The 13,965-nt window shown below is 67.4% G+C and carries 11 protein-coding genes; 5 read left to right on the top strand and 6 right to left on the bottom strand.

Annotated elements, in window-relative coordinates; translation table 11 throughout:
• Positions 1-376 precede the first annotated feature (376 nt).
• Complete coding sequence (locus tag JKV55_RS08960) at positions 377-2,338, top strand: methyl-accepting chemotaxis protein (RefSeq protein ID WP_202084365.1); 1,962 nt, start codon at positions 377-379, stop codon at positions 2,336-2,338.
• On the opposite strand, the gene JKV55_RS08955 is transcribed toward JKV55_RS08960, so the two are convergent.
• On the bottom strand, positions 2,328-3,200 hold the full coding sequence (locus tag JKV55_RS08955) for a LysR family transcriptional regulator (RefSeq protein WP_202084363.1): 873 nt from the start codon (positions 3,198-3,200) through the stop codon (positions 2,328-2,330). The two genes, JKV55_RS08960 and JKV55_RS08955, sit on opposite strands and share 11 nt — an antisense overlap.
• A 109-nt stretch (positions 3,201-3,309) precedes the next feature.
• On the opposite strand from JKV55_RS08955, the gene JKV55_RS08950 reads away from it, so the two are divergent.
• A complete protein-coding gene (locus JKV55_RS08950) occupies positions 3,310-4,563 on the top strand; it encodes a YbfB/YjiJ family MFS transporter (RefSeq protein WP_202084361.1) in 1,254 nt (417 codons plus the stop codon).
• Complete coding sequence (locus JKV55_RS08945; RefSeq protein WP_202084360.1) at positions 4,494-4,703, top strand: tautomerase family protein; 210 nt, start codon at positions 4,494-4,496, stop codon at positions 4,701-4,703. The genes JKV55_RS08950 and JKV55_RS08945 overlap by 70 nt, the downstream gene beginning before the upstream one ends.
• A gap of 11 nt (positions 4,704-4,714) precedes the next feature.
• Here the strand turns inward: JKV55_RS08945 and JKV55_RS08940 are convergent, their stop codons facing one another.
• Positions 4,715-5,365 carry a response regulator transcription factor gene (locus JKV55_RS08940; RefSeq protein ID WP_202084358.1) on the bottom strand — a complete coding sequence of 217 codons (651 nt, stop codon included), beginning with the start codon at positions 5,363-5,365 and terminating at the stop codon, positions 4,715-4,717.
• The gene (locus tag JKV55_RS08935; RefSeq protein ID WP_202084356.1) at positions 5,362-7,671 is read right to left on the bottom strand and encodes a PAS domain-containing sensor histidine kinase; all 2,310 of its coding nucleotides are present in this window, start codon (positions 7,669-7,671) and stop codon (positions 5,362-5,364) included. The genes JKV55_RS08940 and JKV55_RS08935 overlap by 4 nt, the downstream gene beginning before the upstream one ends.
• Before the next feature lie 149 nt (positions 7,672-7,820).
• On the opposite strand from JKV55_RS08935, the gene JKV55_RS08930 reads away from it, so the two are divergent.
• Together JKV55_RS08930 and JKV55_RS08925 are read left to right on the top strand one after the other, a co-directional pair.
• Positions 7,821-9,440 (top strand): acyl-CoA synthetase, encoded by a 1,620-nt coding sequence (locus JKV55_RS08930; RefSeq protein ID WP_202084354.1) that lies wholly within the window; start codon positions 7,821-7,823, stop codon positions 9,438-9,440.
• A 99-nt stretch (positions 9,441-9,539) separates the two neighbouring features.
• On the top strand, positions 9,540-10,895 hold the full coding sequence (locus JKV55_RS08925) for a solute carrier family 23 protein (protein ID WP_202084352.1): 1,356 nt from the start codon (positions 9,540-9,542) through the stop codon (positions 10,893-10,895).
• Positions 10,896-10,976: 81 nt separating this feature from the next.
• Here JKV55_RS08925 and JKV55_RS08920 read toward each other — a convergent pair whose 3' ends face one another.
• From JKV55_RS08920 to JKV55_RS08910, 3 genes are read right to left on the bottom strand one after another with little or no spacing between them, the layout of a single operon-like run.
• Positions 10,977-12,248 carry an amidohydrolase gene (locus JKV55_RS08920; protein ID WP_202084350.1) on the bottom strand — a complete coding sequence of 424 codons (1,272 nt, stop codon included), beginning with the start codon at positions 12,246-12,248 and terminating at the stop codon, positions 10,977-10,979.
• 9 nt (positions 12,249-12,257) lie between these two features.
• Positions 12,258-13,715 (bottom strand): sodium:solute symporter family protein, encoded by a 1,458-nt coding sequence (locus JKV55_RS08915; RefSeq protein WP_202084349.1) that lies wholly within the window; start codon positions 13,713-13,715, stop codon positions 12,258-12,260.
• Positions 13,708-13,914 (bottom strand): hypothetical protein, encoded by a 207-nt coding sequence (locus JKV55_RS08910; protein WP_094039059.1) that lies wholly within the window; start codon positions 13,912-13,914, stop codon positions 13,708-13,710. Before JKV55_RS08910 ends, JKV55_RS08915 begins: the two co-directional genes overlap by 8 nt.
• Positions 13,915-13,965 lie beyond the last annotated feature (51 nt).

Here is a 13,965-nt window from a genome sequence, read left to right as displayed (position 1 = left end):
TCATCGCGGACAGGGCTTGTTGTCAATCCGATGATAACGCAAAATATTTTCGGCTTAGAGCAACACTCGTTACCACGTCATAACAGTCACCTCGCCGTTGGAACGGCAGCCAGGGAAGGAGCCCCGACTCAACACCGCAGTGAATCATTCACAGGGAGAAATGAGCATGAACGGCTCGGTAACATCCATCGGCGGCCCATTGCCGGGCTCGCCACCCGCGCAGCCCCCGTCGTCCTCGCCCAGCCGCAAATCGGGACTCAAATAACGCTATCTATTCCTAAATTCGGGCATGATAATTGCCTAAGAGAAAAAAAATCCGCTCGGGCAAGAAGGCGCTCGCCGCTCCCGTCGCTCTACTTTCACGGAGTTCAATTCAATGACCAGCATTAAAACCAAACTGCTCGCGGCTTTTCTCTGCACCACCCTGTTGCCGGTGATCGTGGTCGTGGCACTGACGCTGCGCAACGTCAACCAGGACGCCAAGCAACGCTTCGCCGAGGCCAGCAGCCTCGACATCGCCATCGTCGATCAGGCCTTCGGCAACTTCTTCGACACCATGGGCCACCTGGTGTCGATGATGGCGGACTATCCGATCCTGAGCCAGACCCGCGCAGGCGCCATCAGCACCTATTTCAACGAGGGCCGCAAGCCCGCCGAGGTCGCCATGGCCAACGGCGGCCGCGAGCAGCGGCTGTTCGAACTGTTCAGCGCCATCGGCAACAACAATCCGACCCTGGGGTACGTCTATATGGGCGACCGGCACGGCGGCTATCTGGAATGGCCCGGCAGCGACAACTACGGCAACTGGGATCCGCGCAAGCGTCCCTGGTTCGACCTGGGTCGCGACGGCAACTACCAGCTGGTACGGCGCGACGGCTATTACTGGGAAGGTGACGATTCGGTCTATGTCTCCCTGCTGAAAGGCTTCCAGGACGAGCGCGGCGACTTCGAAGGGGTGGTGGCGATCGACGTCTCGCTGAAGGCGCTCACCGACATGGTGCAGCGGATCCGTTTCGGCGAGACCGGCTTTATCATGATCGTCGAAGGCAACGGCAATGTCCTGGTCGATGGCGGCAATCCGGCCAACAACTTCAAGCCCCTGGCCGAACTCGGAAACTTCAAGGCGCTCGGGGCCCAGCAAGCCGGCCTGGCCGAAGTTTCCATCGACGGGGTCGACTACATGGCCAATGTCTACCAGTCGCCCGGGCTGGGCTGGAAGTTCGTCGGTTTTATGCAGCGCGACGAAGTGTATGCCGAGGCGCAGCAGCTGACGCGCACCACCCTGATCGTCAGCCTGGTGCTGGTGTTGCTGTTCGGCCTGCTGGGACTGGTGATCGCCGGCCGTATCGTCAATCCGATCAATGCGGTCAAGGGCCGTTTGAAAACCATCGCCGAGGGCGAAGGCGACCTCACCACCCGGCTCGATGTCGACAGCCGGGATGAAACCGGCGAGCTGGCGCGCTGGTTCAACCAATTCGTGGCATCGACCCAGCGCCTGGTGAGCGCCATCAAGGAAACCTCGACCAGCATGGACCGGGTTTCGGCGCGCACCAACGCCAGCGCCAGCCAGATGGCCGGCGCGATCGGGCACCAGCGCGACTCCCTGGAACAGATCGCCACCGCCGTGACCGAAATGGCCTCGACCGCCAACGAAGTCGCCCGCAACTGCAACGACACCGCCGACGTGTCTAATCGGAGCCTCGACGCGACCCGCGACGGCAAGGAGATCATCGACCGCAGCGCCACCGGCGTCGGCCGGCTGGGCGACAGTATCCGCCAGGCGAACGCCGTCATCCTCGAGCTGGAGAAGGAGACCGGGAGCATCAACGATATCATCTCCACCATTCAGGATATCGCCGGCCAGACCAACCTGCTGGCCCTGAATGCCGCCATAGAGGCCGCCCGCGCCGGAGAGCAGGGCCGCGGCTTCGCGGTGGTCGCCGACGAAGTCCGGACCCTGGCCAACCGAACCCAACAGTCGACCGAGGAGATCAACAACATCCTCGGCCTGCTGGTCAGCCGTACCCGGAACGTTTCCGTCACCATGGAGCACAGCCTGAAAGAGTCCGACGCCGCCATCGCCCTGTCCGATGAAACGAGGCAGGCGTTCGAAGCCATAGAGACCTCGGTCGAGCAGATCCGGGACATGACGACCCAGATCGCCAGCGCCGCCGAAGAACAACAACTGGTGACCGAGGACATCAACCGGAACATCCTGGCGATCAGCGAGTCGGCCAACCGGCTGCAGGAAATGTCCACCGAAGTCGAAGGCGCCTACGGCGAGCAGACCGGCCTCAGCCGCCAGCTGACGCAACTGGTGTCCAGCTTCAGGACCTGACGGCCCCATGGCCACCGCCCAGCCGCGCCAGCAGGGCCTGCAGCGCCGCGCTGGGCGGCATGTCCTGGCGGCGGATAAAACAGGTGTTGACCCGGGCCAGCCGCTCCGGCACCGGCAGCTGTCGCAGCCCCCGGCCATAGTCCCGGTGTTCCACCACCGCCCTGGGCATCAGACTCACCCCCATGCCGGCGGCCACGCAGCCGAGGATGGCCTCGAGCGAGCCGAACTCCATCAAGCGCAGCGGCGGCCGGCCCAACTCCTTTAGCCAGGCGTCGAGCCGGGCCTGGTAGGAGCAACCCTGGCGAAAGCCGATCAGGGCGCGGATGCGCTCGTCCTCCAGCCCGGTACAGCCTGCCGGCGCTACCAGCACCATCTCCTCGGCGAACAGCACCTGCTGCTCCAGCTCCGGGTGGTCCAGCTCGCCCCCCACCAGGGCTCCTTCCAGCCGGTATTCCAGCACCTCCCGGCGCAGCTCGGCGCTGGTGCCGGTATGCAGCCGGATCTCCACCCCGGGATGGGCCCGGTGGAAGTCCGCCAGCACCGGCGGCAGGCGGATGGCCGCCGTGGTTTCCATCGAGCCCAGTACCAGGCTGCCTTCCGGCTGCGCCGCCGGCTGCACCGCCTGGTGCGCCAGCTCCGCCAGGTGCAGCATGCGCCGGGCATAGCCCTGCAGCTTTTCCGCCGCCGGCGTCGGCACCATGCCCCTGGCTCGGCGGTAGAACAGCGGCGTGCCCAGGCTGCTTTCCAGCGCCTGCAGCCGGGCGGTCACGTTCGACTGCACGCAGTGCAGCTGGCGGGCCGCCGCCGTCACCCCACCCTGCTCCCACACCGCCAGAAACACCCTGAGTTCATGCAAATCCATCGCCATCGCCTTACCCATCACTTTTTATGAAAGCCGCATCATAACTAATCATTAGACTGAATGGCGCACAAGGGCAATGATGAAGCAGGAACGAGAACGAGGAGCCCCAGTGACATCCCACGCCTCCTGGCGCCTGAGCCTGGCCGCCGGTATCGCCCTGCTGGCCATCGTCATGGGCATAGGCCGCTTCGCCTATACCCCGCTGCTGCCGCTGATGCAGGCCGACCAGCCCCTGTCGGATCTGCTGGCCGGCTGGCTGGCCTCGGGCAACTACCTGGGCTACCTGCTCGGCGCCCTCTGGCTGGCCGGCTCCCGCCCCGGCAGCAAGCCGCTGCCGCGCCTGCGCCGCCAGCTGCTGCTGAACCTGGCCTGCGTGGCCGCCATGGGCCTGACCAGCTCCCCCTGGCTCTGGCTGCTGTGGCGTTTTCTGGCCGGCTGGAGCAGCGCCGCCGCCTTCGTGCTGGCCTCGGGGCTGGTGCTGGAGGAACTTGGCCGCCGGGGCCGGGCGGCCAAGAGTGGCTGGCTGTACAGCGGCGTGGGGCTGGGCATCGCCCTCAGCGCCCTGGCGGTGCCCTGGCTGGACAGCCTGGCCGGCTGGCGGGGTGGCTGGCTGGGGCTGGCGGCACTGGGCGGACTGCTGGCACTGCTGCCCTGGTTCGGCCTGCCCGGCGCCGCCATGTCCGTCCCGGCGGCACCCTCGGCGCAGATGCCGGCGCCGCGTAGGCCCGGCCTGCTGCCCTGGCTGCTGCTGGCCTATTTCTGCGAGGGGCTGGGTTACATCATCACCGGCACCTTTATGGTGGCCATGCTGCACCAGCAACCGGCGCTGGCCGGACTCGGCCACCTGAGCTGGCTGCTGGTGGGGCTGGCGGCCATCCCCTCCTGCGGCCTCTGGCTGGGACTGGGCCACCGCCTGGGCCTGGCCGGCACCCTGATCGCCGCCCACCTGGCGCAGGCCCTGGGCATAGTGCTGCCCCTGCTCTGGCCGGGCCCGGCCGGGGCCCTGCTCGGCGCCCTGCTGTTCGGCGGCACCTTTATGGGCATCACCGCCCTGACCCTGTCGCTGGGCCGGAAACTGACCCCTAACCGGGTCCAGGCCACCCTGGCCGGGCTCACCGCCGCCTTCGGCCTGGGCCAGATCATCGGCCCGGTGCTGGCGGGGCTGAGCCTCGGCCAGCGGCACCATTTCGACCAAGCCCTGCTGGGCGGCGCCCTGGCGGTGCTGCTCGGCGCCCTGGCCCTGCTCTGGGGCCGTTACCGACACCCGTTGTCACCCACCCAAGGAGAACCCTTATGCCCTACGTCAACATCAAGCTCACCCGGGAACAAGAGCCCATCACCCGGGAGCAGAAAGCCGCACTGATCGCCGGCGTCACCGAGCTGCTGGTGCAGGTGGTGGGGCGTGGCCCCGGCACCACAGTGGTGGTGATCGACGAGATCGACACCGACAACTACGGCGTGGGCGGCGCCACCATCACCGAGCGCAGGAAACAGGGCAAATAGCGCGCAGCCGGTCAGCCCGGCGAGGCGCCGCGCAGATCCAGGGGATCGACCAGGCCGGCGGCGATGGCCAGGCCCACCAGTTCGGGCAGGTTGTCCGCCGCCAGCCGCTTCATGATGCGTGAGCGGTACAAGTCCACCGTCTTGACGCTGATGCCCAGTTGCTCGGCAATCTCCCTGTTGCCGTAGCCCTGCACCAGGGGCAGGAAGATATCCTGCTCCCGCGGGGTCAGCTCCGCCAGCCGGGCGCGTACCAGTTGCCTGGCCACATCGTCGCAGGCCTCCTGCCGGCCCCGGCTCAGGGCCTGCTGCACGCTGTCGAGCAGCAACTGCTCGTTGTATGGCTTTTCGATAAAATCCACCGCCCCGGCGCGGAAGGCCCGCACCACTATGGGCACGTCGGCATGGCCGCTGACGAAGATCACCGGCAGCGCTATGCCGCGCGCGCGCATCTCCTCCTGCACATGCAGGCCGCCCATGCCCGGCATGCGGATATCGAGCAGGACGCAGGCATTGGCGCCGGCGTCGCAGGCGGCGAGAAAGGCCTGGCCGCTGGTAAAGGGTTCGGCTTTCAGGCCCACCGACTCGAACAGCCAAACGGTGGAATCCAGCATGCCCTGGTCGTCGTCCACCACATACACGATTTGCTCCCGGGTCGGCATCATTGTCCTCCTGTCCGTTGTTCACCGGCGATGGCGTTCCCCGCCCCGTCCTCGGGCCGGCGCGGCAGCCAGCAATAGAAGGTGGCGCCTTCGCTGCCGTTTGGCTCCAGATCCAGGCCGCCGCCAAAGCCCTCTACGATACTGCGGCTCATGGACAAACCCAAGCCCAGGCCATCCGCCTTGCTGGTATAAAAGGGGGTGAACAGCCGCGCCCGTTGTTCGGGCCCCACCCCCGGCCCCTGATCGCTGACCCGCAGCAGCAGCCGCTCCGGCTCGGCCTCCACCCTCAGCCGGATGCGGGAATCGGCATCCGGGTGCCGCTCCCGGTTCGCCTCGATGGCGTTGCGCAGCAGGTTGAGCAGCACCTGCTCCAGCAGCACCGGATCCCCGTACACCACCGGCAGGGCCGGCGCCAGCTGCGGCACTATGGTGATCCTGTGCCGGGCCGCCTCCCAGGCGCAGAAGTCGATGGCTTCGCGCACCACCTCTTCCATGTCCAGCGCCTGCATGCGCCGCTGCCCCTTGCGCAGGAAGCCCCGCAGCCGGCTGATCACCTCGGCGGCGTGGCGGGCGTGGCCGGTGATGCGGTGCAACCCCTCCGCCACCTTGTCCAGGGCGCCGGGGTTGTCGGCCATGCCGTTCAGGTAGCGCAGGCTGGCGCCGGCGTAATTGACCACGGCGGCCAGGGGCTGGTTGATCTCGTGGGCGATGCCCGAGGCCAGCTCCCCCAGGGTGACCAGCCGGGCGGTATGGGCCAGCTCGTCCTGGTGCCGGCGTTGCTGGGCCTCCCGCAGCTCCCGCTCGGTCATGTCCCGCGCCACCAGCGAGAAGTAGTACTGGCCGCCGGCGCCCTTGTGCGCCAGCAACACCAGCGACACCGTCAGGGCGGCGCCCCCGCCCTGGGGCAGCAGCCGGGCTTCGGCGGTCCAGGCGCCGTCCCGCTCGGCCGCCGCCCAGCCCTGCCGCTGCAGGCGGGCGAAGTCCTCCCCGCTCATCAGCGCGGCCAGGGCCGGCAGCGCCCCTCCTTCCTCGATCCCCAGCGCCCGCCGGCCCGAGGGGTTGACCGAGGTCAGCCGCCCTTCGGGATCGATAAAGAGCACCAGATCGGTGTTGGCCTTCACCACCTCCGCCAGGCGACGGTTGTTCTCTTCCGCCTGCACCCGGGCGGTGATGTCCCGGGACACGCACACCACCTCCACCACGGCGCCGGTGTAGGTCTCCCGGATGGCGCGGCAGGCGGTCTCGAACCACAGATAATGCCCCTGGCGGTGCCGTACCCGGTAGGTCAGGGTCAGGTAGCCGTCCCGCGCCAGGGCCTCGCCCGCCCGGCGCAGTTGCAGCGCCCTGTCCCGCGGGTGCAGCAGCGGCTGCACCGGCTGGCCGCGCAACTGCTCCGGCCAGTAGCCGAGCAGCACCCAGGAGGCGGGCGAGGCATCGAGGAAACAGCCGTCGGGGGTATGGCGGGAGATAAGATCGGTGGTGTTCTCGGTGATCAGCCGGTACAGGCGGGTGGCCACCGCCGCCTCGCGGCTGGCGGTCAGCTCCTCGGTCGCATCCCGGCAGCGGGCCAGCACCCGCCGTTCGGCCGGCTCGGGAATGAACTGCCACAGCAGGATGCGCTCGCCCACCTGGGCTTCCACCTCGCCGATGGCACGGCCCTGACCCAGGCAGGCGGACACCAGCTGGCGGTAGTTGACCGGCAGCAGGGCCGCCACCTCGATCAGGGGCCGCTCCCCCAGCAGCCGTTGCATGGCGGCATTGAGCGCCCGCGGCGTGGCGTCGGGCTCGAACTCGATGGCGGCCTGGGGATCGGCGTTGAGCAGGGGGCTACTGGCCGCCATCAGGGGCAGCTGAGCCAGCAGGCTGTGCAACAGCACCCCCAGCTCGGGCAACCAGGCCGGGTCGGCCCCGGGCGCCATGGCCACCAGCAGTATCCCCGGCCGGGGCTGGGCCAGGGGCAGCAGGCCGCCATGGGCCTGCCCGGCCCGCCGCAGCCGGCCCGCCAGCCAGCAAGGCAGTTCCCTTGCCTGCTCCAGGCTCAGGTAGCGCCGTCGCTGCAAGGCCCGGTACAGCGCCAGATCGCTGGCCTGCAGCGGATCGCCCTGCCCCGGCGGCAGATCCGGCCCCCGGCCTTCATGGGCATAGATCCGCCCCCGCTCCTGCCAGCCCAGCCAGTAGGCCTGCTGTACGCCGGGGCAAGCCCGCACATAGCGGCACAGGGCATCGGCGCTTTCCCCCGCCGGGCCTCCTTCCCGCAGCAGCCGTAGCCAGGACTGCAATCGGATGCCCTGCTGTTGCTCCTCAATCATGGGTGCCACCACCTAGTGAAAATACTATAAGACTACAGAATATTTCCATAAACCATATCCCGTTGCTATAAAGTATCGCATGTTAATAAAAGATTACCTAAATGAAACAACAGTGATACGGAAGCCAACGTTCGCAAGAGGGAAAGACGATGTCCATATTTGAAACCGGCCTGGCCCCCACCGCCGTCAATCACCTGGCCCTGTCGCCGCTGAGCTTTATCGAGCGCACCGCCGCCGTTTACCCCGAGTATCCGGCGGTGATCCACGGCGCCATCCGCCGGACCTGGGCCGACACCTACCAACGCTGCCGCCGCCTGGGCTCGGCCCTGGCCGGGCGGGGCATAGGCCGGGGCGACACCGTGGCGGTGATGCTGCCCAATATCCCGGCCATGCTGGAAGCCCATTTCGGCGTGCCCATGATCGGCGCCGTGCTCAACACCCTCAACGTGCGCCTGGATGCCGAGGCCATCGCCTTTATGCTGCGCCACGGCGAGGCCAAGGTGCTGATCACCGATCGGGAGTTCCACCAGGTGATCCGCGATGCCCTGGCCCTGCTGCCGGTGCCGCCGCTGGTGGTCGACGTCAACGACCCGGAATACGGCGAGGGCGAGCCGGTGAGCGAGCTGGACTACGAGGCCTTGCTGGCGGAAGGGGATCCGGCCTTCGACTGGCAGTGGCCGGAGGACGAATGGCAGGCCATTTCCCTCAACTACACCTCGGGCACCACCGGCAACCCCAAGGGGGTGATCTATCACCACAGGGGCGCCTACCTCAACGCCCTGGGCAACCAGATGACCTGGGCCATGGGCCAGCACCCCGTCTACCTGTGGACCCTGCCCATGTTCCACTGCAACGGCTGGTGCTACCCCTGGACGGTGACCGCCCTGGCCGGCACCCATGTGTTCCTGCGCCGGGTGGATCCCCAGAAGATCCTCACCCTGATCCGCGAGCACGGGGTCAGCCATTTATGCGGCGCCCCCATCATCCTCAACGCCCTGATCAACATGCCCGAGGCCGCCAAGGCGGCCATCGACCACCCGGTCCACGCCATGGTGGCGGGGGCGGCGCCGCCCGCCAAGGTGATCGGCGCCATCGAGGAAATGGGCATCCGGGTCACCCACGTCTACGGCCTGACCGAAGTCTACGGCCCGGTCACCGTCTGCGCCTGGCACCGGGAGTGGGATCAATACAGCCTGGAGGAAAGGGCCCGGCTCAAGGCCCGCCAGGGGGTGCGCTACCCCACCCTGGAGGGCGTCATGGTGGCGGATCCCAAGACCCTGGCGCCGGTCAGCCAGGACGGCCAGACCATCGGCGAGATCTTTATGCGCGGCAATACGGTGATGAAGGGCTACCTGAAGAACCCGGACGCCACCGCCGAGGCCTTCGAAGGGGGCTGGTTCCACACCGGCGATCTGGCGGTGTGCCACCCCAACGGTTACATCGAGATCAAGGACAGGCTGAAGGACATCATCATCTCCGGCGGCGAGAACATCTCCACCATCGAAGTGGAAGACGTGCTCTACAAACACCCGGCGGTGCTGGAAGTGTCGGTGGTGGCCCGGCCGGACGAGAAATGGGGCGAAACGCCCTGCGCCTTCGTGACCCTGAAAAGCGGCGAGTACGCCAGCGAAAACGACATCATCGGCTATTGCCGCCAGCACCTGGCCGGCTTCAAGGTACCGAAGACGGTGGTGTTCACCAACCTGCCCAAGACCTCGACCGGCAAGGTGCAGAAATACGTGCTGCGCGACTGGGCCAGGGAGCTCTGACCGCGCCGCCGACGACCAGCCGGGTGCAGGGAGCCGTCGCACCCCTTTGCTCACTCAACGCCATGATCCGCACACCTGTGGTGTGCGCTGGAGGGAACCATGCAAGTATTCAAACGTCAACACGGGGCCGAACAGCCCCACTGGCCGCTCGGCCCGTTCAAGATCCGCCTGCCTTTCGTGCATTACCGCTGGGAAACGGCGGAGATGATGCAGGCGCTGATCATGTTCGTGGTCAGCCTGGCCATGATCCCGCTGCTGGAAAAATACCTGGGCCTGCCCTACGAGGTGGCCCTGGCCTACGTGGTGGTGTGCGGCATCGGCTTTATGCTGCCGGCCCTGCTCGGGGTGCCCTTCGTGCCCGGCTGGATCACCCCCGGCATTCCGGTGGTGCTGCTGTTCCTCGGCGACTTCGAGCCGGGGCCGGCCGCCATCCAGGCGCTGTTCGCGCTGCAGCTGCTGGTGTTCCTGATCTTCCTGGTGCTGGGCCTGACCCGGCTGGGCTCGGTGATGGTACGGCTGGTGCCCAACTCACTCAAGGGCGGCATCATCATCGGCGCCGGCATCGCCGCCCTGATGGGCGAGATCTCCAGCGGCGGCCGCCTGGCCAACACCCCCATTTCCCTGGTGCTGGGCAGCCTGATCTGCCTGTACCTGATGTTCTCGGTGTCCTTCAAGGGGCTGCTGGAACGGGTGCCCATGGCCCGCAAGATCGTCAACTACGGCATGGTGCCGGGCATGATCATCGCCATACTGGTGGGCATCGCCGTGGGCGAATATTCCATGCCCGACGTCAGGTGGGGCATCACCCAGCCCGACTTCGCCGCCATGTGGCAGTACCTGCCGTTCAGCGTCGGCTTTCCCGAGCCCCGGGTCTTTATGCTGGCGGTGCCCACCGCGGTGATCGCCTACATCATCGCCTTCGGCGACATCATCGTCGGCCAGTCGCTGATGCAGCGGGCCGATGAACTGCGCACCGACGAAGTCATCGAAAACAACATCGACCGGGTGCACCTGGTCACCGCCCTGCGCAACGCCCTGCACGCCTGCTTCGCCCCCTACCCCGGCCTGGCCGGCCCCCTGTGGACCGCCGTCGCCGCTACCATGGCGGAGCGCTACAAGCACGGCCGCGAGGCCATGGAGTCCATCTACAGCGGCACCGGCACCTTCTGGATCACCGGTTTCCTCGCCCTGTTCATGCTGCCCCTGGTCAGCTTCTTCCAGCCGGTGCTGCCCATCGCCCTGTCGCTGACCCTGATCCTCACCGGCTACATCTGCCTGATGGTGGGCTTCGAGCAGCTCAACAACAACACCGAGCGGGGCATCGCCGGCACCATGGGCGTGGTGCTGGCGGTGTACGGCGCCAGCTGGGGCCTGGCCACCGGGGTCATCCTCTACATCCTGGTGGAGCGCACCCATCTGCTGCGCTTCAGCACCAAGGCGCCGGACAATAGCTGAATCAGGCGGGGCCTGCGGATAATGCCAATCAGCAGGCCGCCTGAAAGCCCGCCGAAGGGGTGGCAGAAAGCCCTGCCGCCGCTACCGCTCCAGAAACGCCAGGGCGCCGGTGACCAGGGCGGCGATGCCGGTTTCCAGGGAGGGCTGGCGGTCGGGCGCATAGTAGGGCGAGTGGGGCATGGGCAGCTGGCGCATGCGATCATAGACCCGCTCGCCGCGGGTGCCGGCCCAGCTCTCGGCGGTGGCGGCGCCGATAAACCAGTAGGCGTAGGGGATGTCCCCGCCCTCGAAGCCGCCGGCGGCGGCGTTGCCGAAGTAGGGGAAATCCTCGCTGCCGCCGAGCCGGCCCATCTCGAACAGCCGTTGCTCGCCGAAATAGTCGCCGTGGGCCCGGCGCAGCCGCTCCACGGTGGCGGCGTCGTTGTCCAGGGTGATGGTTTCGCTCAGCACCCGGTATTCCGCCGGCTTCGGCGAGCGCCCCGCCAGGCACTCGGCGTCGATGATGCGCCGGATAGCATCCAGCACCTGTTGCAGCAGCGCGTCGCTGAAGCAGCGCACGTTGATCTCCAGCTCGGCGCTGTGGGGGATGATGTTGCCCTGGGTGCCCGCCTGCAGCTTGCCCACCGTCACCACCACCTGCTCGCTGGGCTCCACTTCCCGGGAGACGATGGTCTGCAGCCGCACCACCGCGTGGGCGGCGATCACCACCGGATCCACCGCCTGGGCCGGCATGGAGCCGTGGCCGCCGTTGCCGTGGATGGTCACCCCCAGGGTGGTGGCCGCGGCCATGGCCCGGCCGGCGATGTGGCCCACCATGCCGGCCAGCGCCGGCATGTTGTGCTGGCCCAGGATGACGTCGGGCCGGGCGATGCGCTCGTAGAGGCCGTCCCTGAGCATGGCGCGGGCACCGCCGAACACCTCCTCCGCCGGCTGGTGCACCACCATCAGGGTGCCCCGCCAGTGCTCGCGCAGGGCATGGAGCACGGCGGCGGCGCCGGTCAGGCAGCTGGCGTGCAGGTCGTGGCCGCAGGCGTGCATCACCGCCGGCCCCTCCCCGCCGTGGCGGCAGCTGGCGTAATCGAGCCCGGTCTGCTCGCGGATGGGCAGGGCGTCCATGTCGCCGCGCAGCATCACGCAGGGCCCCTCGCCGTTTTGCAGCAGGCCCACCACCCCGGTCTTGCCGAGGCCGGTGGTCACCTCATAGCCGATGGCGTCCAGCCGGGCGGCCAGCTTGCGGCCGGTCTCGACCTCTTCGAACGGCAGCTCCGGATGCCGGTGCAGGTCCTGGTAGAGGTGGTCGATATCGTCGTAGACACGGGCCAGGGCGCCCTTGATCAGCTCATGTATCTGCATGGGGTTTCCTTATACCTTGGACGCCACGGCGTCGGTCTTGTTGTTGAACAGCCATTGCCATAGGGCCACCACCAGCAGGTTGAGCAAAAAGCCCCAGAAGCCGGGATGGAACTGCAGCGGCGACGGCAGATAGAACTGGTACAGCAGGGTCAGGCCGCCGCCCAACAGGGTGCCGGCGATCACCGCCTGTTTGGTGAGGGCGGGCAGGAAGAGGGCGCCGACCACCATGGGCATCAGCTGCACTATGATACCGAAGGCGCCCAGCAGCACCGCCACCAGCGACGCCGGGTTGTAGAGCGCAAACAGGTAGCCGAGCAGCGACACCACCAGCACCCCCAGCTGAATGGCGCGCACCACGGCCCGTTCGGACGCCTTGCGCATCACCGAGATGCAGAGGATATCGCGCACCGCTATGGTGGCGGCGGTATGGGCCAGGTTGGCGCCGGTGGACATGGCCGCCGCCAGGGCGCCGGACAGCATGATGCCGGTCACCCAGGGCGAGAAGCCGGCCACGTCCATCACCAGCTTGAGCAGCACCTCGTCGGGCCGGGCCAGGGGCTGGTCGGCGAACACCAGGATGCCGGCGAAGCCGATCAGCAGCAGCGGCACCAGCAGGTAGGCGAACAGCGGGTAGAACACGGCCACCTGGCGCAGGGTACGGTCGTTTTCGGCGGTGTAGAACTTCATAAACAGGTGCGGCCACATGGCGCCGCCGAAGGCGCTGACCAGGATGGCGGTGCTGAAGGCGCCCCAGCCCATGACCCCGGTGGCGCCCGGCATCACCAGGTATTCCGGCATCTGCAGCTGGATCTGCTCGAACATGGGACCGACGCCGCCGAACAGGCGGTCGGTCACCGCCCAGCCGAGGAACCAGGCGATGGCTATCATCATCACCCCCTGCAGCAGGTTGGTCCAGCCGATGCCGCCCAGGCCGCTGCAGTACACATAGGCCGCCACCACCAGGAAGGCGAGCAGCGCCCCCAGCCAGAAGGGCACCAGGCCGCCGGTGGCCGCCTGGAACAGCAGGCCGGCGCCGGCGATCTGGATGGCCAGGTAGGGGATCAGCGCCACCACGCTGATGATGCCGGCGAAGGCGCCCAGGCCCGGGCTGCGATAGTGATGGGCGATCAGGTCGGCCTGGGTCAGGTAGCCGTGGGCCTTGCCCAGCTCGCGCACCCGCGGCCCCATCACCCAGATGATGATGGGGATAAGACTCAGGTAAGCCAGGATGTAGAGGGCGGGCGCGCCGTGCTGGTAGGCCCAGCCCGGGGTGCCGAGAAAGGCGAAGGCGGAGAAGATCTCCGCCCCCAGGATAAAGAACAGGATCAGCACCCCCACGTGGCGGCCGCCGGCCACGTACTGCTCCAGGCTGGAGCCGGTGCCCTTGCCGCGGGCGCGCACCCCCACCCACAGCACCAGCAGCAGGTAGGACAGGGTAATGCCGGTAACGATGACGGCGTCAGACATGGCGCTGGCCTCCATACTGCTTGATAAAGGCCGCCAGCAGGCCGGCGAACAGCAGGAACATCCACAGGATGTACCAGAAGAACAGGAACGGCAGGCCCAGTATCATGGGCTCCACCCGGTTGGCGATCAGGGCCCCGGGCCAGATCATGGCCAGGGTGCAGAGCACAAAGTGCAACCCTATCCAGCGGTTGGTATTCATCAGGCATCTCCTTCGCAATCAGCTTCCTTGCCCCACCGGCGTGGTGGCGGC

It is taken from the genome of Zobellella iuensis, assembly GCF_016746085.1.
GTDB lineage: Bacteria > Pseudomonadota > Gammaproteobacteria > Enterobacterales > Aeromonadaceae > Oceanimonas > Oceanimonas iuensis.
Note: the sequence above shows the minus strand (reverse complement) of the source record. Positions and strands in the feature narration are given on the sequence as shown.

Bases quoted from the DNA above. Each gene is read 5' to 3' on its own strand.
- JKV55_RS08960 (WP_202084365.1), top strand. From the start codon at position 377: ATGACCAGCATTAAAACCAAACTGCTCGCGGCTTTTCTCTGCACCACC.
- JKV55_RS08955 (WP_202084363.1), bottom strand. From the start codon at position 3,200: ATGGATTTGCATGAACTCAGGGTGTTTCTGGCGGTGTGGGAGCAGGGT.
- JKV55_RS08945 (WP_202084360.1), top strand. From the start codon at position 4,494: ATGCCCTACGTCAACATCAAGCTCACCCGGGAACAAGAGCCCATCACC.
- JKV55_RS08940 (WP_202084358.1), bottom strand. From the start codon at position 5,365: ATGATGCCGACCCGGGAGCAAATCGTGTATGTGGTGGACGACGACCAG.
- JKV55_RS08935 (WP_202084356.1), bottom strand. From the start codon at position 7,671: ATGATTGAGGAGCAACAGCAGGGCATCCGATTGCAGTCCTGGCTACGG.
- JKV55_RS08930 (WP_202084354.1), top strand. From the start codon at position 7,821: ATGTCCATATTTGAAACCGGCCTGGCCCCCACCGCCGTCAATCACCTG.
- JKV55_RS08925 (WP_202084352.1), top strand. From the start codon at position 9,540: ATGCAAGTATTCAAACGTCAACACGGGGCCGAACAGCCCCACTGGCCG.
- JKV55_RS08920 (WP_202084350.1), bottom strand. From the start codon at position 12,248: ATGCAGATACATGAGCTGATCAAGGGCGCCCTGGCCCGTGTCTACGAC.
- JKV55_RS08915 (WP_202084349.1), bottom strand. From the start codon at position 13,715: ATGTCTGACGCCGTCATCGTTACCGGCATTACCCTGTCCTACCTGCTG.
- JKV55_RS08910 (WP_094039059.1), bottom strand. From the start codon at position 13,914: ATGAATACCAACCGCTGGATAGGGTTGCACTTTGTGCTCTGCACCCTG.